21 protein-coding genes and 1 riboswitch are annotated in these 24923 nt (G+C 59.6%); of the genes, 8 read left to right on the forward strand and 13 right to left on the reverse strand.

Annotation, left to right across the window (positions count from 1 at the left end):
* Positions 1-9: 9 nt before the first annotated feature.
* Genes cobO through cobU form a run of 5 tightly spaced genes read right to left on the reverse strand, consistent with a single transcriptional unit; the run spans position 10 to position 6801 of the window.
* Complete coding sequence (gene cobO, locus FHT85_RS01470; protein WP_112411841.1) at positions 10-654, reverse strand: cob(I)yrinic acid a,c-diamide adenosyltransferase; 645 nt, start codon at positions 652-654, stop codon at positions 10-12.
* Positions 651-1250 (reverse strand): dimethylsulfonioproprionate lyase family protein, encoded by a 600-nt coding sequence (locus FHT85_RS01475; RefSeq protein WP_112411840.1) that lies wholly within the window; start codon positions 1248-1250, stop codon positions 651-653. The genes cobO and FHT85_RS01475 overlap by 4 nt, the downstream gene beginning before the upstream one ends.
* Positions 1247-5212, reverse strand: coding sequence for a cobaltochelatase subunit CobN (gene cobN, locus FHT85_RS01480; RefSeq protein ID WP_112411839.1), 3966 nt, complete (start codon positions 5210-5212; stop codon positions 1247-1249). The genes FHT85_RS01475 and cobN overlap by 4 nt, the downstream gene beginning before the upstream one ends.
* Positions 5213-5221: 9 nt before the next feature.
* Positions 5222-6271 carry a cobalamin biosynthesis protein CobW gene (gene cobW / locus FHT85_RS01485; RefSeq protein ID WP_112411955.1) on the reverse strand — a complete coding sequence of 350 codons (1050 nt, stop codon included), beginning with the start codon at positions 6269-6271 and terminating at the stop codon, positions 5222-5224.
* A 5-nt stretch (positions 6272-6276) separates the two neighbouring features.
* Positions 6277-6801: a bifunctional adenosylcobinamide kinase/adenosylcobinamide-phosphate guanylyltransferase gene (gene cobU, locus FHT85_RS01490; RefSeq protein WP_112411838.1), complete on the reverse strand. Its 525-nt coding sequence runs from the start codon at positions 6799-6801 to the stop codon at positions 6277-6279.
* 140 nt (positions 6802-6941) lie between these two features.
* A riboswitch (cobalamin riboswitch) is annotated at positions 6942-7341 on the reverse strand.
* A gap of 180 nt (positions 7342-7521) precedes the next feature.
* On the opposite strand from cobU, the gene FHT85_RS01495 reads away from it, so the two are divergent.
* Positions 7522-9318, forward strand: coding sequence for a chloride channel protein (locus FHT85_RS01495; protein ID WP_112411837.1), 1797 nt, complete (start codon positions 7522-7524; stop codon positions 9316-9318).
* Here FHT85_RS01495 and FHT85_RS01500 read toward each other — a convergent pair.
* Complete coding sequence (locus tag FHT85_RS01500) at positions 9315-10769, reverse strand: cobyric acid synthase (protein WP_112411836.1); 1455 nt, start codon at positions 10767-10769, stop codon at positions 9315-9317. The genes FHT85_RS01495 and FHT85_RS01500 overlap by 4 nt on opposite strands.
* A gap of 235 nt (positions 10770-11004) precedes the next feature.
* Between FHT85_RS01500 and FHT85_RS01505 the strand changes: the two genes are divergently transcribed.
* The 5 genes from FHT85_RS01505 (at position 11005) to bmt (ending at position 16343) form a co-directional block, all read left to right on the forward strand.
* A complete protein-coding gene (locus FHT85_RS01505; protein WP_183773939.1) occupies positions 11005-11148 on the forward strand; it encodes a hypothetical protein in 144 nt (47 codons plus the stop codon).
* Positions 11149-11960: 812 nt separating this feature from the next.
* Positions 11961-12959, forward strand: a complete 999-nt coding sequence (locus FHT85_RS01510) for an ABC transporter substrate-binding protein (protein WP_112334614.1) — start codon at positions 11961-11963, stop codon at positions 12957-12959.
* 247 nt (positions 12960-13206) lie between these two features.
* Entirely contained in the window at positions 13207-14118 is a 912-nt protein-coding gene (locus tag FHT85_RS01515; RefSeq protein WP_112334613.1) for an ABC transporter permease, read from the forward strand.
* Positions 14111-15163, forward strand: a complete 1053-nt coding sequence (locus tag FHT85_RS01520; RefSeq protein WP_112411835.1) for a glycine betaine/L-proline ABC transporter ATP-binding protein — start codon at positions 14111-14113, stop codon at positions 15161-15163. The genes FHT85_RS01515 and FHT85_RS01520 overlap by 8 nt, the downstream gene beginning before the upstream one ends.
* Before the next feature lie 166 nt (positions 15164-15329).
* On the forward strand, positions 15330-16343 hold the full coding sequence (bmt, locus tag FHT85_RS01525; RefSeq protein WP_112334611.1) for a betaine--homocysteine S-methyltransferase: 1014 nt from the start codon (positions 15330-15332) through the stop codon (positions 16341-16343).
* Positions 16344-16463: 120 nt separating this feature from the next.
* Here bmt and glf read toward each other — a convergent pair whose 3' ends face one another.
* From glf to FHT85_RS01555, 6 genes are all read right to left on the reverse strand, one after another.
* Positions 16464-17639, reverse strand: a complete 1176-nt coding sequence (gene glf / locus FHT85_RS01530; RefSeq protein WP_183773942.1) for a UDP-galactopyranose mutase — start codon at positions 17637-17639, stop codon at positions 16464-16466.
* Between the two features lie 36 nt (positions 17640-17675).
* Positions 17676-18476 carry a hypothetical protein gene (locus tag FHT85_RS01535; protein WP_162709710.1) on the reverse strand — a complete coding sequence of 267 codons (801 nt, stop codon included), beginning with the start codon at positions 18474-18476 and terminating at the stop codon, positions 17676-17678.
* Positions 18477-18731: 255 nt separating this feature from the next.
* Entirely contained in the window at positions 18732-19664 is a 933-nt protein-coding gene (locus tag FHT85_RS01540) for a hypothetical protein (protein WP_112411833.1), read from the reverse strand.
* Between the two features lie 132 nt (positions 19665-19796).
* A complete protein-coding gene (locus FHT85_RS01545) occupies positions 19797-20543 on the reverse strand; it encodes a phosphodiester glycosidase family protein (protein ID WP_409527312.1) in 747 nt (248 codons plus the stop codon).
* Between the two features lie 67 nt (positions 20544-20610).
* Positions 20611-21303, reverse strand: coding sequence for a 4Fe-4S dicluster domain-containing protein (locus FHT85_RS01550; RefSeq protein WP_112411832.1), 693 nt, complete (start codon positions 21301-21303; stop codon positions 20611-20613).
* A gap of 101 nt (positions 21304-21404) precedes the next feature.
* A complete protein-coding gene (locus FHT85_RS01555; RefSeq protein ID WP_112411831.1) occupies positions 21405-22985 on the reverse strand; it encodes a trimethylamine methyltransferase family protein in 1581 nt (526 codons plus the stop codon).
* A gap of 259 nt (positions 22986-23244) precedes the next feature.
* Between FHT85_RS01555 and FHT85_RS01560 the strand changes: the two genes are divergently transcribed.
* Positions 23245-23946, forward strand: a complete 702-nt coding sequence (locus tag FHT85_RS01560) for a corrinoid protein (protein WP_112411952.1) — start codon at positions 23245-23247, stop codon at positions 23944-23946.
* 66 nt (positions 23947-24012) lie between these two features.
* Here the strand turns inward: FHT85_RS01560 and FHT85_RS30370 are convergent, their stop codons facing one another.
* Entirely contained in the window at positions 24013-24171 is a 159-nt protein-coding gene (locus FHT85_RS30370) for an entericidin A/B family lipoprotein (protein WP_112334606.1), read from the reverse strand.
* Positions 24172-24190: 19 nt separating this feature from the next.
* On the opposite strand from FHT85_RS30370, the gene FHT85_RS01565 reads away from it, so the two are divergent.
* On the forward strand, positions 24191-24829 hold the full coding sequence (locus FHT85_RS01565) for a DUF1638 domain-containing protein (RefSeq protein ID WP_162709708.1): 639 nt from the start codon (positions 24191-24193) through the stop codon (positions 24827-24829).
* The last annotated feature ends 94 nt before the right edge of the window (positions 24830-24923 follow it).

Genomic DNA, 24923 nt, shown 5'->3' on the forward strand with positions numbered 1-24923 from the left:
GCCAGGTGATCAGAACTCGACGCCCGGCTGTCCCTTGATGCCCGAGCGGAACGGATGCTTGATCAATTCCATCTCGGTGACGAGGTCGGCAATCTCGATCAGCTCTTCCTTGGCGTTACGGCCCGTCAAGACCACATGCGTCATGTAGGGCTTCTCGTTCTTGAGGAATTCGATCACGTCGTTGATGTCGAGATAGTCGTAACGAAGCGCAATGTTGATTTCATCAAGCAGCACCATGGAATTACGCTCGTCGCGGATCAGCTCCTTGGCCTTTTCCCATGCAGCAGAGGCCGCTGCCACGTCTCGGGCTCGGTCCTGAGTCTCCCATGTGAAGCCCTCACCCATCGTATGGAACTGGCATAGATCGGAGAAATGCTTCTCGATCAGATCGCGCTCGCCGGTCCACATGGCGCCCTTGATGAACTGCACTACCGCACTGGGCTTCCCATGAGCGATGTGGCGGAAGATCATGCCAAAAGCGGAGGAAGACTTTCCCTTGCCCTTGCCGGTATGGACAATGATCAGACCCTTCTCATCGTTTTTGGTCGCCATGATCTTGTCGCGCGCGGCCTTCTTTTTGGCCATCTTGTCGGCGTGACGGGCGTCGTCGCTCTTCGGGGCGTCCGCGCCGGTTTCGGCCAATTCGTCGCTCATTGCATTCTCCCTGATATGATCGATTTCTGTGCCAGCGGGCCACCGCGCCAAAGATAGAGCGCGACGAGTGGCTGGTCTTCCGTGCGCATGGCGTGGCGGATATTCGAGGGGTGATGGATGATCTCGCCCGACCCGCGCGGCAGGAATGGCTGGGCATCCTTGCTCCACAGCGAGCCGTCGGTCAGCGGGATATAGATCTCCTCAGCCTCGTGGTGATGATCCGGATAATGCACGCCGGGACCAAGCAGCAGGAAGCCGCCGGCCATCTCCTCGCTCGCGAAATGGCCGCGCGTGCCGAACAGCTCGACCCAGCCATATCGCTGCAGGAAATCGCTGCCGAAATCGGCAATGCTATAGGTCTGGGCCCAATGCAGTTCGTTCGCGGCTTGAAAGAGCCTGTCGAACAGCACGCCTTCTGCACCCTCGCCCAACTGAGCATGCTTTCGAAGATATTGGACGACGGGCAAGTCGTGCGTCGCAAGCGAGCGCTGTTGCGCCGGCCAGTCAAAACCTTCCGTGAAATGCTGCAGCATCCGATCGCTGCGCGACAGCAGGTAATCTCGAAAACCAACCAGAAGCTCGTCGATCACACTCATTCCGCAGCGTCCCTGCCCTTATCAAGGCTTTCCAGATCGAACCGCGCCGAATTGCTTCTCGGCGTCCAGAGCTGGCGATCAATCGCCTCAAGCAGACGCTCCCGCATCTCCCGAAGTGCTGCCGGGTTCTTCTCCGCCATGAAATCACGCACGCCTTGATCGACGACGAAGGCCTGATAGACGGCCTCGAAATGATGATTGCGCACAGCACCCGTCGTCGCGGCAAAGGCAAAGAGATAATCGACCGTTGCTGCGATCTCGAAGGCGCCCTTATAGCCGTGGCGCATGATGCCCTCGATCCACTTGGGATTAACGACGCGACCGCGCACCACACGGCCGATCTCCTCTTCCAGCGAGCGTATCACAGGCTTTTCCGGCCTCGAATGGTCGTTGTGATAGATCGAGGGACGCGCACCGCCAAGCTGCTCGGCCGCGGCCGCCATGCCGCCCTCGAACTGATAATAATCGTCGCTGTCGAGCAAATCGTGCTCGCGATTGTCTTGGTTCTGCACGACCGCCTGGATCGAGCGCAATCGTTCCTCGAAAACGCCGCGCTCGGCTCTTCCTTCCTCGCCGGCACCATAGGCATAACTGCCCCAGACGAGATAGGCTTCGGCCAGATCCGCGCGCCGTTCCCATCCCTTCTCATCGATGAGTGCCTGCAGACCTGCACCATAAGCCCCAGGTTTGGAACCGAAGACGCGATAGCCGGCCCTGCGGCTGGCAGAGGCAGCGTCGAGGCCGGCAGCTTCGAGCCGCGCGATCTCGCCGCGCATGCGTGCCGCAATGGGATTGTCAGCCGCATCTTCATCGAGCATGCCGACGGCACGGATTGCCTTGTCGAATAAGGCGATCTGTTCGGGAAACGCATCACGGAAGAAGCCGGAGATGCGTAACGTGACATCGACACGTGGCCGCCGGAGCATGGCCGGCGGAATGATCTCGTAGCCGGTGACGCGGCGCGAGGTCATGTCCCAGACGGGCTTGACGCCGATCAGCGCCAGCGCCTGCGCGATATCGTCGCCACCCGTGCGCATGTTCGATGTGCCCCAGGCCGTCAGGCCGAAGGAAACAGGCCATTCGCCATGGTCCTGAACGTAACGGCGGATGAGCAGTTCAGCCGATTTGCTGCCGAGCTCGTAGGCCGCCGGCGTCGGCACGGCACGGCTGTCGACCGAATAGAAATTCCGCCCCGTGGGCAAAACATCCGGCCGGCCACGGGTGGGCGCACCGGAGGGGCCGGGCGGAACGAAGCGGCCGTCCAGGCCCTTGAGCAAGGCTGCGATTTCAGCATCGCCGCAAGCGAGGATGGAAGGCTGGAGCTTTGAAGCGATCTCGTCCAGGACCATGCTGGTGTTTGGCCAGTTCTCGGGGCAGGCTATGTCGCCATTCACGAGTTTTGCGGCCAGCAGTTCGATACGCTCGACGGTGTCGCCCTGGGTGCGCCAGGGGGTATCGGACATATCTTGGAGAATTGATGGGCGCGGGCCGGTCCAATCAGCGGCCATGTCGCAGTCAAGCGGGTCGAATGATTTCTGCGCGGGGATGCTTTCAAGCACATCCCCGATCACAAAAGCATCTCTTGCAATCGCCCGCTGCAAGCTCTGATCGCCCCCCTCGCCCAGTCCGCGCGGCACTCTCGCGAGCGCCACCGTCAGATCCGTTAACAGCCGCCCGGAAGGCGAAACGCCGAAGATGTGCAGACCATCGCGGATCTGCATCTCCTTGAGGTCGCAGAGGTAGGCATCAAGCTTGCGCAAGGCCTCGTCTTCGCCCTCGCTTTTGGCGATGCCGGCATCGTGATCCAGTCCGATATCGGCGACGAGATCGAGGATCTGCTTGCGCAGCAGTCGGATGCGACGCGGGTCGCCGCCCGAAGCCTCGTAATATTCGTCGACCAGCGCCTCGAGATCCTTCAGCGGACCGTAGCTTTCGGCGCGTGTCAGCGGCGGCGTCAGATGGTCGATGATGACTGCGCTCGTGCGGCGCTTGGCCTGTGTGCCCTCGCCGGGATCGTTGACGATGAAAGGATAGAGGTTCGGCAGCGGTCCGAGGATCGCTTCCGGATAGCAGCTTTCCGACAGTGCCAGCGCCTTGCCCGGCAGCCATTCGAGATTGCCGTGCTTGCCCATGTGGATGACGGCATGGGCATCGAAGGAGCGACGTAGGAAGGCATAGAAGGCGAGATAGCCGTGTGGCGGCACGAGATCGGGAGAGTGGTAACTCTCCTTCGGATCGATGTTGTAGCCGCGCGCCGGCTGGATGCCCACAAGCACGTCTCCAAAGCGGGCGAACGGCAAGGCAAAACCGTTATCGAGCGCGTAAGGATCGGCCTCAGGCTTTCCCCAACGCACCGTAATTTCATCCTGAATCTGTTTGGGAAGCGACGAGAAGAAATCCTTGTAGTCGCTAAAGGAAAGCCTCTCGCGAACCACGCGGCCATCACGCCCCGAATTTGTCGGGCCTTCCGCTAAGTGCCGCATCAGCGCATCGCCGTCGGCAGGCAGATCGGCAACATTATAGCCCGCCATCTGCATCGCCTTCAGCACCTCGATCGTGCCGGCGGGTGTGTCGAGCCCGACTCCATTGCCGAGCCGTCCATCGCGATTGGGATAGTTCGCCATAACAAGCGCAACACGGCGATCACCGGGCGGCGTGTTGCGCAACCGCGCCCAATTGGCCGCGAGCCGCGCCGTATAGCGCATGCGATCCTCGAGCGGTTCGCTGGCGACGATATTGGCCTCGACCCTCTCGTCATAGCGGGCGGCCGCCTTGAAGGACACGGCTCGGGCGAGAACGCGCCCATCCACTTCGGGCAATGCGACATTCATGCCGAGATCGCGCGCCGAAAGCCCCTGCGAGGATGCCTCCCACGCCTCCTTCGATGAAGCCGAGAAGATGGCCTGCAGAACCACGGCGTCGCCCGTTTCCAGTACCGTCGCCTGACGATCCGCGCCCGGCGCCGAAACGGCAAAGCCGGTGGCGTTGATGACCACGCCCGGTTTCAGCTCGGTAAAGACGCTTTCGAGAATGCCGACGGACACGGCGTCCTTCAGGCTATAGGCAAAGACCGGCAACGGCCGCATGCCCTCGGCAATGAGGGCCTCTATCATGGCCTCGACGGGTCTGGTTTCACCGCTCTGAACCAGCGCGCGGTAGAAAGAAACGGCAACCGTCGGGGGGTCGAATCCTGCAGGGGTCACCACCTGTTCGAAAGCGATGTCGGCGTCCGACGACTGCTTCAAAGGAGAGTCTTGCCCCTCATCCGCCCTCCGGGCACCTTCTCCCCGCAAGCGGGGCGAAGGGGGAGCCGTGGCCTCGATATGCCCCCTCTCCCCGTCAATACGGGGAGAGGGCTGGGGTGAGGGCCAAGCTCTCCATTCGATTTCGAGCCCCCTCCACTCCTCGACGCCGATCACGCCCCTGCCCGGCCACCAAATGCCGGCCTTCATCAAGGGCACGGCGGGTATCGGTTTTTCCGTGCCCGAAAGCATCGCCTCGGCGTAAGCGAGAAACGCCCGGGAATTCGCCTCCCCACCCTCGATCAGATAGGACCAGAGCGCGTTGAGATCATCGAGCGCAACGTTGGAGAATGGCGTCAGCCCGGGATCCGGCTTCGAATCCCCCGGCAACACCGCAATCAAGGCGCCCTGGCGCGCCGCGCAGGCATGCAGCGCTTCCAGAGCATAATGGAAGTAACTCGCCCCTCCCAGCGCCCGCACGATGATGAGCTTCGCATGCCGCGCTGTCCTGTCGACATAGGTATCGACGGACATCGGATGCTTGAGGCTCATCAGGCTTGCAAGCCGAAGGGAACGGTCGCCCTCACCATGCGCCGCGGCAATCGCCGCAAGCTCGGTATCGGCAGCCGACAGAAAGAGGATATCGCCGGGCGACTGCCCAAGGTCGATCGCCTCTTCGCCGTCGCTGATCGTTCCCTTCTGTGCCAGGAGGAGATGCATGGATTTCCCTTAGGCCAGCGCCTCAATCGCCTTGCGCACGATCGTCTCGTCCATCTCGTGCAGACCGATCACCACGAGCCGGGTCGCGCGGGCTTCGCCCGGTGTCCAGGCGCGATCGAAATAGGTGTCGACGCGGCTGCCGACGGCCTGCACCTGCAGGCGCATGGGTTTGCCGGGAACATCGACGAAGCCCTTGAGACGCAGCACGTCATGCTCGGCAATCACGCCCTTCAGCGCATCGACGAAGGCTGCCGGATCGGCGATCGGGCCAAGTTCGACGACGAAGCTGTCGAATTCGTCGTGGTCGTGCGGCGTGCCGTCCTCATGCTCCAGCTCGTGATGGGATTTGCGGTTGACGATATCGTCTTCCGTGCCGATTCCGAGGCCAAGCAGGATGGCGGCCGGCACATCGCCGTTCTTCGCTTCGATGATCGTCGGCTTGCGGCTGGTGCGTGAGGCAACTTCGGCGCGGACACGGCCGAGACCGTCGATATCGATCAGGTCGGTCTTGTTGAGCACGATCAGATCTGCGCAGGTCAGTTGGTCCTCAAAAAGCTCCTCGATGGGGCTTTCGTGGTCGAGCGAATCATCCTCGACGCGGGCAGCCTCGACGGCGTCGTGGTCGTCGGCGAAACGGCCGGCGGCGACGGCGGCGCTATCGACGACGGTGATGACGCCGTCGACGGTGACGTGGGTGCGGATGTCGGGCCAGTTGAAGGCAGCGACCAGCGGCTGCGGCAGAGCAAGGCCTGACGTTTCGATGACGATGTGGTCGGGGCGCGCATCTCGCTCCAGAAGCTTCGTCATGGTTGGAATAAAGTCGTCGGCCACGGTGCAGCAGATGCAGCCGTTGGTCAGCTCGATGATATCATCCTCAGTGCAGTTCTCCGCGCCGCAGCCCTTCAGCACGTCGCCGTCGACGCCGAGATCGCCGAATTCGTTGATGATCAGCGCGATCTTCTTACCGCCGGCATTCTGCAGGAGGTTGCGGATCATCGTCGTCTTGCCGGCTCCGAGGAAGCCGGTGATGACGGTGGCGGGAATCTTTTCCTGGTTCATATGCATCAACCCTTCATTTTCAGCGGCAGGCCCGCTGCGATAAAATAGACTTCGGCACTTGCCGCTGCGACCATTTGGTGCAGACGGCCGGCATGATCGCGAAATTCGCGCGCCATGCGATTTTCTGGCACGATTCCCAAGCCCACTTCGTTGGAGACGAGAACAAGCCTTGATCGCGCAGTCGGCAGAAATGCGGTCAGGGCGGCAAACTCCGCCGCCATGTCACGCTCGGCCATCATCAGATTGGTGACCCATAGCGTCAGGCAGTCGACAAGCACTGCCCGCCCCTCGGCGTCAATGGCGGCAAGCTGCCCGACAAGATCGATCGGCTCCTCATGCGTTTGCCAAAGGTCGCCGCGGTCGGCACGATGCTTCGCGATGCGCTCGCGCATCTCGTCGTCCCATGCCTGCCCTGTCGCCACATAGTGACGTTCAAGACCCGTGTCCGAAACCAGGGATTCGGCAAACCTGGATTTGCCGGAACGCGCGCCCCCAAGGACGAAGACTGCTCGGGAAGTCGAAGACGACATACGCTATGCCCGCTCCCACGCGGAAGCGAGGGTCGGCAGCACATCGCTGGAACCGGAAAACGGGCGCCGACACGCCGAAAACTCGTCTTGCGCCATGACAACCTCCGTGCTGGCAGCGGAACTGACGTTCCATAATAGGCTTTGTGCCTGGCACGCATGGCAGGTCTCCTGGCTCGCGGATAAGGCGCCGCGACGGGGGCGGACCGAAACCGGTCGCCCCCAATCGTGCACAAGCGGATCTTTCTCGCCTTCCCGGCAGTCCATCATGAAAAGGCGGACGATTCGTAGAATTGGAGGCGTCCAGCCCCGGTTGATCATGATGCCACGCCAGTGGCTTTTTCGACTTGAGCCTGTCCCGCCCCGTTCGCCCCATGCGAACCATCGATGGAATAGGTTTCAAACCGAACGAAAGACCCTGACCGCTCTACAGTCGCGGGGTCGGCTGTGATGAGAACGCCCGGATTGGGTCCGTCCCTCCACATTCCCTTTTCATCCCATGCGGCAGATCGCCGCTCGGGAACCATTCGTTATGCCGGCAATGATTAGGCTTTCACTTACGTCAAGTCAATCAAGGGCATGGATGCGACCTGCGCCGTCCCGATTGCGAAATCGGCTGAAAATTCCCATGAAACCAGCGGCTTTTTTGCCGTATTTCTTTGATGTTAGGAGTTTATAGAGGGTAAGCTCTCACATTCGAGTAAAACGTATCGTCCGTTTCCCATGCTGCAGAAATTCCAACCGCGACGCCTCGGCGTCTTCTCGGCCCTATTCGATCTCGGTCGCTTCAGGGCATTGCTGCGCCGTGGCGAATTGGGACTTGTCTTCGCCGGGGCGCTGGTAGGCATTGTATCCGGCTGTGCGGTGACGGCGATGAGCTATATCTCGCGCAAACTTCACAGCGTCATCTATGGCATAACCGACTACGAACGCTTGAGTTCGGCGGCGATGGCAATTCGGGACAAATCGGTAGTGTTCATCGCACCGATCGCAGGCGGCATCATTCTCGGCATCCTGCTCTACATATTGTCCCGCACGCGCAAAAAGCCGATGGTCGACCCGATCGAAGCCAATGCGCTGCACGGCGGTCGCATGTCGCTCACCGACAGTATCATCGTTGCCGTGCAGAACCTGATCTCGAATGGATTCGGCGCGTCTGTCGGGCTTGAAGCAGGTTACACACAGATTGCCGCCGGCATTGCCTCCAAATTCGGCTACAAGATGCAGATGCGCCGCGCGGATCTGCGCATGCTCGTCGGCTGCGGCGCGGCCGGCGCCATCGCCGCAGCATTCAATGCGCCGCTCACCGGCGCCTTCTACGCCTTCGAGCTGATCATCGGCAGCTATTCGATCGTGACCCTGACACCTGTCGTCGTTTCGGCGCTGATCTCGACCATGATCGCAAGACTGCTTGCCGGCGACGACTTCGCCATCGATATCGATCATTTCGGGGCGATCGTTCCGGCGGATTATCTTCCGGCCATTCTGCTCGGTGCCTTCTGCGCCGGTATCGGCATCCTGATCATGCAGGGCGTCGCATGGGTCGAGGAACTGGCGCGCAAAAGCTCGATCGCGCCGCCTTTCCGCCCTGCACTTGGCGGCTTGGTGGTGGGAACACTGGCGTTGATCTCGCCGCAGGTTCTATCTGCCGGCCATGGCGCCCTGCATCTCAATCTTTCGACCGATGTGACGCTGAGCGCACTTGTCGGCGTCTTCATCCTGAAGTCCCTGGCATCAGCGGTCTCGATCGGCTCCGGCTTCAGAGGCGGTCTCTTCTTTGCGTCGCTGTTCATGGGCGCGCTGCTCGGCAAGATCTTCGCCTATTGCGCACCCTATTTCGATCACGCCACACTGACGCCGGCCGTCTACGCAGTCGTCGGCATGAGCTCGCTTGCCGTCGCGATCATTGGCGGGCCGCTTACCATGACCTTCCTGGCGCTCGAAATCACCGGAGATTTTCCGATCACCGCCCTGGTTCTAGCGGCGGTCATCACCTCCTCGCTGGTGGTGCGCACGACCTTCGGCTACTCCTTCGCCACATGGCGCTTCCATTTGCGCGGCGAGAGCATCCGCAGCGCTCACGATGTCGGCTGGATCCGCAACCTGACCGTCGCCCGCATGATGCGCCCCGATGTGCATACGGCCAGCATCGACATGAGCATCGAGGAATTTCGCAGGAATTTCCCGATCGGCTCGGCGCAGCGGGTCATCCTGATCGACAAGAACGAAAAATATTCCGGATTGGTTCTCGTACCCGACGTCTATGCGAGCCCCGTCGAAAAGGATGACGAGGAACACGGTCTTTCCGATTTCATCCAGCTGCGCAATGAATTTTTGCAGCCGCAAATGAACGCCAAGCAGGCAGCAGCCATGTTCGAGCAGACGAAGAGCGAAGCGCTCGTCGTCGTCAACGACCTCATCGAACGCAAGGTCATCGGCCTGCTGACGGAGAGCTATACGCTGCGTCGCTACAGCGAAGAACTCGACCGCCGCCGCCGGGAAGTCTCCGGGGAACTCTAGGCGACCAGACCGTCGAGCCAGGCGGGATCGAGTACGCTTTCCAGCTCTGCCGCAACTTCGTCCAGAGCCGCGTCGACGTTGGCGCGATAGTTCATGCGCTCGCCGGAGAGGCCGAAGCTTGCCAGCAGCTTTGCCCTATAGCTGTCACTGCTGAAAAGGCCATGCAGATATGTGCCCATGATGCGACCATCCGGCGATACGGCTCCATCAGGCCGCCCGTCGATCATGGCCGATGGCCGCTCGCAGTCCCGGCCCCGCGTCACGCCGAGATGGATTTCATAGCCCGATAACGGCACATCATACTCTTTGGAGACGGCAGTGCTGTTGCGCAGGGTCTTTTCCGGCGCCATCTCCGTCTCGATATCCAATAGGCCCAATCCGGGCGTCTCGGTCACCGATCCTTCGATGCCAAGTGGATCATGGACCATGTGGCCGAGCATCTGATAGCCGCCGCAAATGCCGATGACGCGGCCGCCGCGGCGAACATGCGCGGCTATATCGCGGTCCCATCCCTGCTCGCGCAGATCAAGGAGATCACCGATCGTAGACTTCGAACCCGGCAGCACCACGAGCGCTGCATCGGCAGGCAAGCGCTCTCCAGCGCGGACGAACACCAAATCGACATCCGGTTCGGCCCGCAGCGGATCGAGGTCGTCGAAATTGGCGATGCGCGACAGCACGGGTACGGCGACTTTGAGCGCGCCGGAAGGACCTCGAGCAAGTCGCTCCAATACGACCGAATCCTCCGCCGGCAGGCGCGCCGCCGCCTTCAGCCAGGGGACGACACCATGGCAGTGCCACCCCGTAAAGCTACCAATTGCCTCGATACCCTCAGCGAAGAGGGAGACATCGCCACGGAACTTGTTGATCAGATAGCCGCGGATCATCCGCCGATCTTCCTCCGGCAAGATATGGTACGTGCCGACCAGCGACGCGATCACGCCGCCGCGGTCTATGTCGCCGACCAGCACGACGGGGACATTAGCGCGTGTCGCAAAGCCCATATTGGCGATGTCGCCGCGCCGCAAATTGATCTCGGCGGGCGAGCCTGCCCCCTCGACGATGACGAGATCGGTCCCCGCCCGCATCGTGGCGAAGCTCTCAAGCACCGCACCGAGCAATTGCGGCTTGAGCGCCTGATAGTCCCTGCCCTTGGCCTGCCCCCAAACCTTGCCCTGCACGATGATCTGGCTGCCGGTTTCCGATTGCGGCTTCAACAGCACCGGATTCATATGTACCGATGAGGGAACGCGTGACGCCAGCGACTGCAGCCATTGGGCGCGTCCGATTTCGCCGCCATCTTCGGCAACGGCGGCATTGTTCGACATGTTCTGTGGCTTGAACGGGCGCACTCTCACGCCCCGGTTTGCGAACAGCCGGCACAAGCCCGCGACCAATACCGTTTTTCCGACATCGGATCCGGTTCCCTGCAGCATTATCGCTCTCGTCATTCCTCACCACCTTGATATGCTACAGCCACTGAAAACGCCGGATTCTGCCTTGATTTTGCCGCGATCTCCGCCCCTCGGAGCCCACCGACACGATACAAAAATGCATCATCGTCCGACATGCTCTGTTTGCGACATTGGATGACGATTTCATCCATTGTGAGTTGCGCGGAAGAGGACTATCTGCATCGTGAAAACAAACAACGAAACCGGCCGGTCCGGGTCGGAGGATACCCCAATGCTTTTCATCTTCAACAGACAGAATTCCATCCAGATCGCCTGGAACGGCAGGCTTCCGGCCCACCGCCCCGAGAGCCGGCTGCAGCAGCTCGATACGCGCTTCGGCACGGTGGGCTTCATCCGCACGTATAATGTCGGCTGATAGCGCGTCAAGCCGCCAGTCCAACACACGAGAAGCCGCCATGCGATAGCATCGGCGGCTATATTTTTGCTCAATGTCGGGATCGGAGCGGATTGCCGCTCTCACACAGAAAACTGTCCTGTAACGGCACTCTTTAAAGCGCGAAAACCGCGCGATCCGGAGATCGACGCGGTTTGCCAAAAACGCCGGCTTCCCTGCACATACACCGCAAGGTTCGCATTCCCCGGTACGCTATACCTGATCCAGGGAAGCAGCGGTTGTCCCCCGCCACGCATCGATTGATATACCGACATCGTTACTGGAGGGTTATTAAGTGCTTAAATTAGAGTGAATCTGAAAATTTTTTGAAAATTTTCCGCTTTGCGTTGAGAAATCGCAAACGACGCAAATGAGATATAAAACGTCTTCCAGGGACACGATATTTGAGCACCATTCAAATCCGCCTGGGTGGCAAAGCTTTGAGGAAGCCATGTGATGGACGTTTTACAGCCACGAATGGCAGAAAATAGGCTAATTCAGGCGCTTAATTAAGCTTCTCCAAGAGACACGATAACGTCCATCGGCCGACCGGCTGTTGATTTCTTCATCCAAATCCTTACGCTGCCTGATGTCGATGCAAAGAATGCCCGGCCGCGATAAAGTTCAGCGGTCGCAAAAAGACCAAATGCACGACGGCAGCAAAGGGGACCGTACGGGCGTCGTCAGCGGCGTATGAACGGTTGCAATTGGACCGCGCTGACAGGGGATCGATAGAAATCGAACGCATTAGGGTCGATTTCCGCAACGTAACGAAAAATTGGGAGACGATATCAATGAAGAAGCTTCTCGCTTCAGCCATATTCGCATTCGGCGCCTATGCTTTGGCTGGCTCGGCGCACGCTGCGGATTGCGGCAGTGTATCCATTGCTGAAATGAACTGGGCATCCGCAGGCGTTGCCGCGCAGGTCGACAAGATCATCCTGCAGAACGGTTACGGCTGCAATGTCACTCTGGTAACCGGCGATACACAGCCGACCTTTGCCTCCATGAACGAAAAAGGTCAGCCTGACGTCGCACCAGAGCTTTGGGTCAACGCTGTGCGCACCGCGCTCGACAAGGCCGTATCCGAGGGCCGCCTGATCGTGGCCGCACCGCTTCTGAGCGACGGCGGCGTCGAAGGCTGGTGGATTCCGAAGTTCCTCGCCGACGCCCATCCGGACATCAAGACCGTTCAGGACGCCCTCAAGCATCCCGAACTTTTCCCTGCCCCCGAAGATCCGTCCAAGGGTGCCGTCTATGACTGCCCGGCAGGTTGGAACTGCCAGATCTCCACGACCAACCTCTACAAGGCTCTTGGCGCCGACAAACTCGGCTTCACCCTTGTCGATACCGGCTCCGCCGCAGGTCTCGACGGTTCGATCGCCAATGCCTTCGAAAAGAAGACCGGCTGGCTCGGCTACTATTGGGCTCCGACAGCCATCCTCGGCAAGTACGAGATGGTTCGCCTGAGCTTCAACGTGCCGCATGACAAGAAGGATTGGGATGCCTGCACGTCGCAGCAGGATTGCGCCAATCCGAAGGTGAACTCCTATCCGGTTTCGGACGTCTATACCGTCGTGACCAAGGACTTTGCCGCAAAGGCCGGCATCGCCATGGACTACATGAAGACCCGCAAGTGGGATAACGCCACCGTCGGCAAGGTTCTCGCCTGGATGACCGATAATCAGGGCACGAACGAGGACGGCGCCAAGTACTTCCTCAAGACCTACCCCGATATGTGGACCAAGTGGGTCGCTCCGGACGTCGCCACCAAGATCAAGGCTTCGCTCTGATCCATGTTGCTGAATCGGCGGTGGCCTCGTGCCTGCCGCCGATTTCATATTCGCGCAGAACAACCCAAACGACGCTCATACCGACAGTGCGGCTCGGCACAAGGTCGCAACGAGTGCAGATTGATGGTGGCGAATATAGTAAGAATGCAAGGGCAGCCTGAAGAACCGGTCGCAGCGCTGCAAGCCATCCACACGTGAAGGCCACACGGGCGGAGCGGGACAAAACCGGACCAAGAAGGGGAAATACATGGCTATCCAGTGTACGATCCTGCCGAATGTGCTCTGCAACTTTCCGGCAATAGATGAATCGCTCATACGCCTCGCGCGCAAGAATATCGACGACGGCTTCAGGGCGTCCGTACGCGCCTACGGCACTCTCATCGATGCCATCGTGCAGCCGCTGCAATGGTTTCTGAACTATCTCGAATGGGCATTTACCAATACGCCTTGGTTCATCGTACTCATCGTGATGATGCTCGTCGTCTATGCAGCAAGCCGCAACCTGAAAATTGTTGCCGGCACCGCGATCTCCATGATCCTCATCGGCGTCTGCGGCCTCTGGACCGACACGATGATCACGCTCGCGATGGTAACGGTCTGTACGCTGATCGCCATCGTCATTGGCCTGCCGATCGGCATATTGATGGCGCGCTCAGACCGGCTGCAATCGATCGTCAATCCGATCCTCGATGTCATGCAGACCATGCCGAGCTTCGTTTATCTGATCCCGGTCGTCGTCATCTTCGGCATCGGCAAGGTGCCCGGTCTTATCGCCGTCGTCATCTATGCCGTCCCACCGATGATCCGCCTGACCAATCTCGGCATCCGCCTCGTGGACAAGGAAGTGCTGGAAGCCGCCGACGCTTTCGGGTCGTCGCATCGCCAGAAGCTGTTCAACGTGCAGATCCCGCTCGCACTGCCCACCATCATGGCCGGCATCAACCAGACCATCATGATGTCGCTCGCTATGGTCGTCGTCGCCTCCATGGTCGGCGTCGGCGGGCTCGGCCGAAATACGCTGCAGGCGATCAACAATCAGTTCTTCACCGTCGGTTTCCTCAACGGTTTCGCACTGGTCGCCATCGCCATCATTTTCGACCGAACGAGCCAGGCCTATGGCAGACGGCTCCAGAAGCACTCGGAGGTCATCCATGGCTAGTCACGCGATCCAGATAAAAAACCTCTACAAGATTTTCGGCCCTCGCGGACGCGACTATGTCGACCAGGTCAAGAACGGCTTGGGTAAAGCCGAACTCAACGAGACGCATGGTCATGTGCTCGGCCTGCAGGATATCAACATCGACATGCCGGCCGGTGCCATCACCGTCGTCATGGGCCTTTCCGGCTCGGGCAAATCGACGCTGATCCGTCACATCAACCGCCTGATCGAGCCGACCGCCGGCGAAGTGCTCTATGACGGCGTCGACGTTTGCAAGATGAACGAAAACGACCTGCGCGAATTCCGCCGCCACAGGACGGCGATGGTATTCCAGAAATTTGCACTGCTGCCGCACCGCACGGTGATCGAGAATACGATCTACGGCCTGGATATCCAGGGCGTGCCGCGCTCCGAAAGCGAAAAGAAGGGTCAGTATTGGATCGAACGCGTCGGACTGAGAGGGTTCGAAAGGCACTATCCGAACCAGCTTTCCGGCGGCATGCAGCAACGCGTCGGCCTTGCCCGGGCGCTGACGAACGATGCCGACATTCTGCTGATGGACGAAGCCTATTCGGCGCTCGATCCGCTGATCCGCGTGGATATGCAGACGGTGCTGCTCGATCTGCAGAAGGAGTTGAAGAAGACTGTCGTCTTCATCACTCACGATCTCGACGAAGCCCTGCGCCTTGGCGATAAGATCGCAATCCTGCGCGACGGCAAGGTCGTGCAGCAAGGCTCCGGTCAGGAGATCGTGCTGCAGCCTGCCGACGACTATATCACGGCCTTCGTGAAAGAAGTGAACCGCGGCCGCGTCATCCAGGCCCAGACGATCATGAAGCCGCTTGCCGGCGAGCCTGGCGGCGTGCGCGTGCCTGGCGACATGACGCTGGAAGTCGCCGCCAAGCAGATCACCGAGGCGGGCCAGACAGGAGCCGTCGTCACGGATGCGAGCGGCAAGCCTATCGGTACGATCGATCTGCAAAGCATCATCGCCGCCATGGTCACGCCCACGACACACGACACGGCAGAAATGGCAGCAGCCTGACGGCGCGATTTTCATCTCAAGTGACAAAGCGCCCTTACGGGGGCGCTTTTTCTGTCTTGTTGCCGCGTCGACATATGGGGCAGCCATCTTGTCGTTGTGTTCACATAAAGAAATGTTTATATCTGCATTTGACACTCTTTAGAGCCGCCGCATCCGAGGACACACTATGACCGTCGCCACCAATCCCTTGACCGATCTGCTTGCCGAAAAAGGCGTACTGCTTGCCGACGGCGCAACCGGCACGAACCTCTTTGCCATGGGCCTGGAGGCCGGCGAAGCGCCCGAGCTCTGGAACGAACAGCATCCCGACCGGATCAGGAAGCTGCATCAGGATTTCGTCGATGCCGGCGCCGACATCATCCTCACCAATACCTTCGGCGGCACGCGCCATCGCCTCAAGCTTCATCATGCTCAGGATCGCGTGCACAGTCTCAATAAGACGGCGGCCGAGATCGCCCGTGCCGTTGCCGACAAGGCCAGCCGCAAGGTCATCGTCGGCGGCTCGGTGGGGCCAACGGGCGAGTTGCTGATGCCGCTCGGCGCCTTGACCTATGAAGACGCCGTCGCAGCCTTCGTCGAGCAGATGGAAGGCCTTCAGGCCGGCGGTGCCGATGTTGCCTGGATCGAAACCATGTCTTCGCCGGACGAGATCCGCGCTGCTGCCGAAGCCGCTGCGAAGGTCGGCTTGCCCTATACGTATACCGGCTCGTTCGACACGGCCGGCAAGACGATGATGGGCCTACACCCGAAGGATATTCATGCCGTCGCCACCGATATTGGTGCAGGGCCGCTCGCGGTCGGCGCCAATTGCGGCGTGGGCGCATCGGATATCCTGTCCAGCCTCCTCGACATGACGGAGGCAGACCCGGCCGCCATCGTTATCGTCAAGGGTAATTGCGGCATTCCCGAATATCGTGGCGCAGAGATCCATTATTCCGGCACACCGCCGCTGATGGCCGACTATGCACGCCTTGCCCGCGATGCCGGGGCCAAGATCATCGGCGGATGCTGCGGCACCTCCTGCGGCCATTTGGCCGCCATGCGGGAAGCGCTGGACAGCTACGTGCCCGGCGCTCGCCCGACGCTGGAGACGATCATCGAGCGGATTGGCCCCATGCGCAACAAGACGGCCAACGAAGGCGGCGCCGCTCCGGCGCGTGAGCGTCGCCGGCGCTCCTAAGCAATCTCAGGAAAGCCCGACAACCGAGCTTCCCCCTGCGAATCGGGTATTTTCGCCTTGAGCTTTGTTCGGCACTGCCGACAGTTACGCGCCGAATATCGGCGCGTAACGGGCGATCCCCTATCTTTCACCGCCGATAGCGCGGCCCTCGGTGAAATGCGGAACAATCCGGCTGTCGAAGGCCTTCAAGGCAGCGCCGATGGCTTGGTGCATATCGAGATATCGGTAGGTGCCGAGCCGGCCGCCGAAATGGACATTCGCCTCCGCCTCGGCCCGCTCGCGATAGCGCAGGAAGATCTCCTTGTCCTGACGCGTGTCGATTGGATAATAGGGTTCATCGACGCGCTTCGCCGATCGTGAATATTCCCGCACAACGACCGTCTTTTCGGTCTGGTAGCTTCGCTCGGGATTGAAATGCCGAAACTCTAGGATACGCGTGTAGGGGATTGTTTCATCGGCATAATTCATGACCGCCATCCCTTGGAAGTCGCCGGTGTTCAGCGTCTCCTTCTCAAAGTCGATGGTGCGCCAGCCCAACTCGCCTTCGGAATAATCGAAATAGCGGTCGATCGGGCCGGTATAGACGATCGGAAGCCCGGCTGGCAGCGTTGATTTCAGCGAGAAGAAATCGACGCCCAGGGCAATTCGGATCTTCGGATGCTTCAGCATCCTCTCGAAAATCGCCGTATACCCGTCGACCGGCAGGCCCTCATACTTGTCGTTGAAATAGCGATTGTCGAAGGTGTAGCGGACCGGCAGGCGCGTAATGATGTGTTCGGGCAGGTCACGCGGATCCGTTTGCCACTGCTTGGCCGTATAGCCACGAATGAACGCCTCATACAAGGACCGGCCGATCAGAGAAATCGCCTTCTCTTCCAGATTGGCCGGATGGCGGCCGGCCATTTCCGCCGCCTGGTCCGCAATCAGTGCCCTCGCCTGGTCGGGCGAAAGGCGTCGATTGAAGAATTGCGAGATCGTGCCGAGGTTGATCGGCATCGAATAGACTTGATCGCGATAGGTCGAATAGACACGATGCTTATAGTCGGTGAATGCGGTGAACCTGTTGAGATAGGTCCAGACGAGTTCGTTCGGCGTATGAAAGAGATGCGCGCCGTAGCGGTGAACCTCGATACCGGTCTCGCTGTCGAACTCGCTATAGGCATTGCCGCCGACATGTTTCCGGCGGTCGATCAGAAGCACGTTCTTCTGCAGCTCGTTGGCCACCCGCTCCGCGAGGGTCGCGCCATAAAAACCGGCGCCAACCACAAGCAAGTCAACATCGGCGAAATTGATCATGATCGCGAGACCAACCTTCTTGCCGCCAACTTTCGATCAGACCTGCCCGAATACACTGAAGACCTCCAATTCGAACTTTGTCTCTTCGACGGCAATAGAGCGCCGATAGACACCGAAATCCTCGAATCTCTCCGGGAAATTCTGGATCACGTCATCGATCGCTCTTGAAATCTCGTGCGTTCGTTGGGGATGATTGCCAAACTTGTATTTAGCCGGAATGGGCAAATCCTCGAAATTGCTGGCCGAGCCGTTCCGACCGGTGATCACGCAGCATCCGAGCAGCGCCGCTTCGCGCGGCATGCGATCCTTGCCGGCATGTGGACCAAAGTCGACGTAAAGCTTGGCTTGCGCCATGTTTTGATGGACTTCCGTCGGCGACATATTGCTGAGGATCTTGAATTCATATTGCGGAGACATGGTCGCCAGTTGGCGCCCGAAAGCCTCGGCCTTGTTGTTGAACAGAACCAGATCGCGCCGCTGCTGAATCGGCTGTGGCGCCACGTTGTTTGCCAGTGTCGTAAAATCCGAGATCCGCAAGACATCGCTGAAGCCCAAAATACCGAGCTGTGCCGTGGCATAGGAGGATTGCGACAGCATCTTGCAGTCGTTCTCCAGAAGGAACGGTACACCGCCCAGCGGCATCAGATGCCGCATGCCGTAATCGAAACTCAGCCACCAATAGGCTTTAGTCGCCTTCTTGAAGAGTGGAATCAGATGCGGCCATATCTCCGGAAACACCACGATCGCGTTTTCGTTGTCGATGATATAGTCCGAGCTTTCGGTCGCGTAGGCCCGATATTGCGGATGAACGGCATTCTCGTATTCCCGAAATACCATTGTGGTTTCCCCATCGGGGGACGGCATCAGGGAGTGATCGGAACCGTTGGTATAGACCATCCTGGCGCTGCGCCCGATTTTGGTCAGCCTTGCGCAAAGTTGGTGAAGGGCTTCCGGGCCGCCCGTCATATGATTCGGTGGGCAGAGGATGTAGATCGTTTCATTTCCAGTCATAGTCGCAGTCCGCCTTCACATGTCGTTTGCCGATCCACCCGCCACAGGCGCCCGGTTCGCCGCCAAAATGCTCTAAAAAACCTAGCCGCCCCTCGCCATCAAAGCGGAAAGAATAGTCGCCTGCTGGCGCTCGCACATGAGTCCGAAGCCGCGGCTCGCAATTGCCGACCGTCTCTCGTCATCGCGAACGAGTTCGACGCAGGTTTCGACAAGCCGATCATAATTGCAAAACGCCATTCCCTCGGCAAAAGCAGCCACTTCCGGGTCGTGGATATTGCCCTCGCTGACGACGCAGGCGCCATTGGCAAGCAGGAAGGAAACGCGGCAAATCTCGAAGATCGCGGCGTCGAAATGATGCACGTTGAGGACGATTTTGGAGCGCCCGATGAAAGCGTCGCGCTCGGTGCCGTAGACACCGAACAGGTGAACGAGGTTCAGCCCGCTTGCTTGCAGCGCCACCAGCACATTCTTGCGGCGTTCGTTGACCGAGCCGTAAAAGAGAACGTCGATATCCTTCACCGGCGCTTGGGGCACACGCGTCAGGTGCCCGTTGTATCCCACATCGAGAATTTCGGCGGGAACGCCGAACCTGGCCAGTCCCTGGCGATTGCGCTCGCTGTAATCGAGCACGGCGAATTTCTTGAGCAGTCCGAGATATCGATGATTGATCCAACTGCTTTCAGCCGAGACCTGCTCCATATTCACGATGATGCTCTCGGGTGGCAGCCATTGCGCCGCGACCGAGGGCAGCAAATTTGCGCCGTAAACGATCGGTACGCGTCCGTTCCAATCTCGCGGATTGGTAACCAGAGGCGCACTGCCACCGAGTTCGGCAAAGGCGTAGTGAAGGCCGAGGGCAACATCCTCGAAAGCGCGGCTGTGAACGTAGCCCTCTGGGCTGACGATCCAAATGCAGTGCCGATCCTTGTGATGTTCCCAACCGAAAGGAAAGGCTGGCAGGGCGTGTTCCGCGCCATGCGATGCGACAGTCTGTTTCTCCGCTTGCGCGTGCATGTTGATCCTTCTCGAAGACTCGCTGGAACCCCTCGCTTGAAAACTGCGTGATGGGCCTTGCTCAAACCTTGCGAGACCGAGAGCCGGTGGAGAGCTTCGTGAAGGCGTTCTTGTCTATATATTGGAGCTGCCCTAGCCCGGCAGCATTTGCGTCACCGCGATGATCGGTCCGAGCGGAAACAGGCTGTCGCGCCTTCGCCATTCCGGGATATCGACGCTGGAAATGCTGCCGTCGAGAAACAGCGCGTTCGGGCAGTTCAGATCGTCGCGAAACAGCGTCGCAAAATCGTGGAAGCGCACCGGTCCATCGGAAATGGCGAAGATGACCTTGCCGTCAGAGGTAACGCCAACGCCGTTTCGCGTCTTCAAGCTCGGGCTGTCGGCCAGAAATGACGGATGGAGCCTGCCGCTGATGACCAGCATCGGGCCGGACTGCGTCGCGTAAAAAGGTTTGGTGCCGGAAGCGGCGAAGGCCTTGCTTTCCATGATCCCGGCCTTGCCTTTGTCGACATAGAAAACCCCGTTCGGCAGGAGATGAAAATTGCCCCAGCCCTTGTTGGTGTTGATCGCCTTTATCTCGCGTCCGTTTTCGATGAAGAGACCGACAGGAGATTGATCGTCGAGATACATGCCGCCGTTCATCGCAAAGCGCACATATACGCGTTCTTGGCGCAGATCCATTTCCAGCGCCCGGAACGAGCCATAAGGCTTACCGTTGCGGTCATTCTGGAAAATCTGGACGTCGTAATGGGCGGGATCGAAGGTGCAAACCGTGTAGCCGTCACCGAGATGCTGAACCTTGCGGCAGGCCTCGCCGGCCGAGGCGGTGGCGGCAAAGGCAAGAACGGCAAGGATGAGCATCAATCGAATCAAGCGCATAGCTCCGCATCAATAGCACAAGCGCTAGAACGCATCGCAATGCGGCGAAACAAGGAGTACGCGGGAACTAAAGCTGGAGTGCCGCCATATGGAATGCAAGTTGTTCGGCGGGATAACGATAGCCGGCCCCGATCGGGCAGGCATTGCGTGCGAGACAACCACCGACCACGCAGTCGGCCTGCCCTTCCCGCGTGCGCAAATGCGAGCGACAGCTTGGAACATCAAAGCCCGCTGTCGTTACGGCCGCTACCGGGCAGGCAGTGACACAGGGCTTGTCGACGCATACATCGCATGGATGCTGAGGAAATGCCGGTGCGAAGTCATTTTCAATGGCATCTGCAAATCCCAACGCGCCGCGATAGCCGTGCCACACGCCATAAACAGGATGGATGAGGATACCGAGCGGCGATGCCTTCAAGCCTTCGGCCTGCATGGCCCATCGCTGGAACGGCAGCCATGGGGGATCCGAAGGAAAATAGGCCGTAGCCCCCAAGCTGCTTGCGACTGGTCGGATGACTGTCTTCGACCAGTCGTCGAGCGGGTCGGGCCGGCCGGCATTCTCGGGCAATTGCCACCAGCGCGAAAACGGAATCCAGATCGAGCCGCCGATATTGCCAAGCAGGACCACGCTTTGCGCCGCCGTGCCATCGGCCAATAGCGGCCCCTCGCCGTCGCCGAAGGACACTATACCTCGAACGAAAACTCCGTCGACGCCGAGCGCCGCACGGAGCTGTTCGAGTATGAGAGGGCCGCGGCTCACCGTGGCCCCTTATATTCATAGTGCGGCCGCCAGACTTCCTTCTGGATGAGGTCGGCAACGCGCGTCGCACCGCCTTGCTCCCTGGCGGCCTCGGGCTCTCTTCAGGTGAAAGCGTCCGGCATGGAGTCCTTGCGCGTCTGGATATAGGCCAAAAGAGCCTCGTCGATCGCCGGATCGAGCGGCGGCGCTTCGTAGTGATCGAGCCAGGAACGGCAAAGCGCGTTGGCGCGCTGTTCGATGCGCTTCTGGCCTTCGATCTCCCACTGCTCGAAGGAATTGTTGTCCGCGAGCGCCGAGCGATAGAAGGCGGATTGGAAGTTGGCCTGAGTGTGGCCGCAGCCGAGATAATGGCTACCCGGGCCGACTTCGCGGATAGCATCGAGCGCCTGACCGTTCTCCGAGAGATCCACCCCTTCGGCCATCTTCTGCATCATGCCGAGCTGATCCTGGTCGATCATGAACTTTTCGTAGGAGGAAACGAGCCCCCCTTCGAGCCATCCCGCCGCATGCAGCACGAAATTCGTGCCGGCCAGCAGCGTCATGTTCAGCGTATTGGCGGATTCATGCGCCGCCTGTGCATCTGGCACCTTCGATCCGCAGAGCGAACCGCCGGTACGGAACGGCAGACCGAGGCGGCGGGCGAGCTGTGCCGCGCCGTAGGACACGAGCGAGGGCTCCGGCGTACCAAAGGTCGGCGCCCCCGACTGCATCGAGATCGATGCTGCGAAAGTGCCGAACAGCACCGGCGAGCCCATGCGGATCAGCTGCGTAAAGGAAGCACCCGCCAGCACTTCGGCGAGGATCTGCGTCAGCGTGCCTGCGACCGTCACCGGGCTCATTGCGCCCGAGAGAATGAAGGGCGAAATGACCGAGGCCTGATTGTGACGCGCATAGACCTTCAAGGCGCCGACCATTGTCTCGTCGAAGACCATAGGCGAATTGGCGTTGATAAGGTTCAGCGTCACGCAGTTGTTTTCAACAAAATCGTCGCCAAAGACGATCTTCGCCATTGCGATCGTGTCTTCAGCACGCTCCGGTGCGGTTACCGATCCCATGAACGGCTTGTCGGAATATTTGATATGGCTGTAGACCATATCCAGATGGCGCTTGTTGACCGGGATATCGACAGGCTCGCACACCGTGCCGCCGGACGAATGCATCGACGGCGCCATATAGGCGAGCTTCACGAAATTGCGGAAATCCTCGATCGTCGCATAGCGGCGGTTGCCCTCGAGATCGCGGACGAAGGGCGGGCCATAGACCGGCGCGAAAATCGTCGCCTTGCCGCCGACATGGGCGTTGCGGGCGCTGTTGCGGGCGTGCCAGGTGAATTCCTTCGGAGCCGTCTTCAGAAGCTCGCGGCAAAGACCCCTCGGAAAATGCACGCGTTGTCCGCGCACGTCAGCGCCGGCTTCCTTCCAGAGCGCCAGAGCTTCCGCATCGTCGCGAAATTCGATGCCGATTTCTTCGAGAACCGTGTCGGCGTTACGTTCGATGAGCTGCAGGCCCTCTTCGTCGAGCACTTCGTAGACGCCGATCTTGCGGGTGATATAGGGGAGCGAAGGACCCGGCCCACCGCCACTGCGCGAAGCACGCCGCGCTGCCGCACCCCTGCCCTCGCTGCGCGAACGCCGTCCACCGCCATCATTGCCTGCAGCCGGTTGCTCAATCATATCGTCCATGATGTTTCCTCACTCCTGCGCATGGATGCGTCTATCAAGCCCCATGCTACCCGATTCCGCCAAGCGGACGTTCCTTAATGCGCCAGCAATTAGCATAGGACAGACATGGGCTGCTAATATCAACTGTTCTTCGTCCGTCGCGATTGTTCCGTGCGACGTCGCATTCAAAAAGAGTTTTGGCGGCCTTCCGGTCTATCCGTAATGGCGGCAGTGTTTTATACAAGTCTCTGATGCATTGCACGAAAACGGGATGGAGCGCATGTCTGACGACGAAATCATTCTCTCGGAACTTTCTGACGAAGAGCTCGTGCAGCAGATGCATGACGACCTGTATGACGGCTTGAAGGAAGAAATCGAGGAAGCCACCAATATCCTCCTGGAGCGTGGCTGGGCGCCCTATGATATTCTGACCCAAGCGCTGGTCGAAGGCATGCGCATCGTTGGCATCGACTTCCGCGACGGCATTCTCTTCGTTCCGGAAGTTCTGCTGTCCGCCAATGCGATGAAGGCCGGCATGTTTATTCTGCGTCCGCTTCTGGCGCAGACCGGCGCGCCGAAGCTCGGCAAAATGGTGATCGGCACCGTCAAGGGCGACATTCATGACATCGGCAAGAACCTTGTCGGCATGATGATGGAAGGCGCAGGCTTCGACGTCATCGACCTCGGCATCAACAACCCGGTCGAAAACTATCTCGACGCCATCGAGCGCGAACAGCCGGACATTCTCGGCATGTCGGCCCTGCTGACGACGACGATGCCCTACATGAAGGTTGTCATCGATACTCTGAAGGAAAAGGGCCTGCGCGATGACTACGTCGTTATGGTCGGTGGCGCGCCGCTGAACGAGGAATTCGGCAAGGCCGTAGGCGCCGATGCCTATTGCCGCGACGCCGCCGTGGCGGTCGAAACCGCCAAGGAATTCATGAAGCGCAAGCACAACAGCCTGGCTGCCGGCGCCTGATTTCAAGAAACTGATGGCCGGCGATAACCAATGGGTTGCCGCCGGCGCATCGGCATCCCAAATTGACTATTGAGCCGCCTTCTTGACGGTATGACCAGCGTCCTCCGTCGCGTGGACCGCGTTTGCAGTATCTCTGCCCACGCCGCGTATGGTATTGGCGCAGGAAGCAAGTACCATGAGAACGGCGCAGGCCGCTGCAATTTTCGTGAGTGTCGATGCAGTCATGATTGGGAACCCCCTCTGAGTGGATATTGATCAAAAAAATGCGGAGAAGAACCCTCCGGGCGATAAACGTATAACAAAGCAAAAGGTTCATGTGATCGCGTGCGGCGCAATCGCGCGCGAAATACTGGCGCTTACCCGAATAAACGGGCTCGATCACATCGATCTCCACTGTCTTCCCGCAATCTATCACTCCTATCCGCAGAAGATCGCACCAGCCCTAGAAGAAGCGATTGCCGATGCCCGCGCGCGCGGCTTCGAAAAGATCTTCATTGGCTATGCCGATTGCGGCACCGGTGGCGATATCGACAGGATTTGCGAGCGCGAGGGAATAGAGCGGCTTTCCGGACCGCATTGTTATTCCTTCTTTACCGGCAACGAGGCCTTCGCGGCGCGTGACGATGATATCACCTCGTTCTTCCTCACCGACTTCCTGGCCCGCCAGTTCGAAGCCTTCGTCATCGTCCCGCTAGGTTTGGACCGTCATCCCGAGTTGCGCGAAATGTATTTCGGCAACTACCGCAAGGTGGTCTATCTCTCGCAAGAGGAAGATCCGGCGCTGCAGGCAAAGGCGAAGGAAGCCGCCGCCTATCTCGGACTGGACTACGAATATCGCTACACCGGGTACGGCGATCTTGCCCGCGAGTTGCTGACCGTCTGATTACGACACCTACGTCGCTTTTCTGTCTTCCTCCTCTTTGCCTGGGCCGACATGCTGGACGACGGAAGAACATTCAATCACAGTTCGAACCCGG

The organism is Rhizobium sp. BK312 (assembly GCF_014193605.1).
Taxonomy (GTDB): Bacteria; Pseudomonadota; Alphaproteobacteria; order Rhizobiales; family Rhizobiaceae; genus Rhizobium.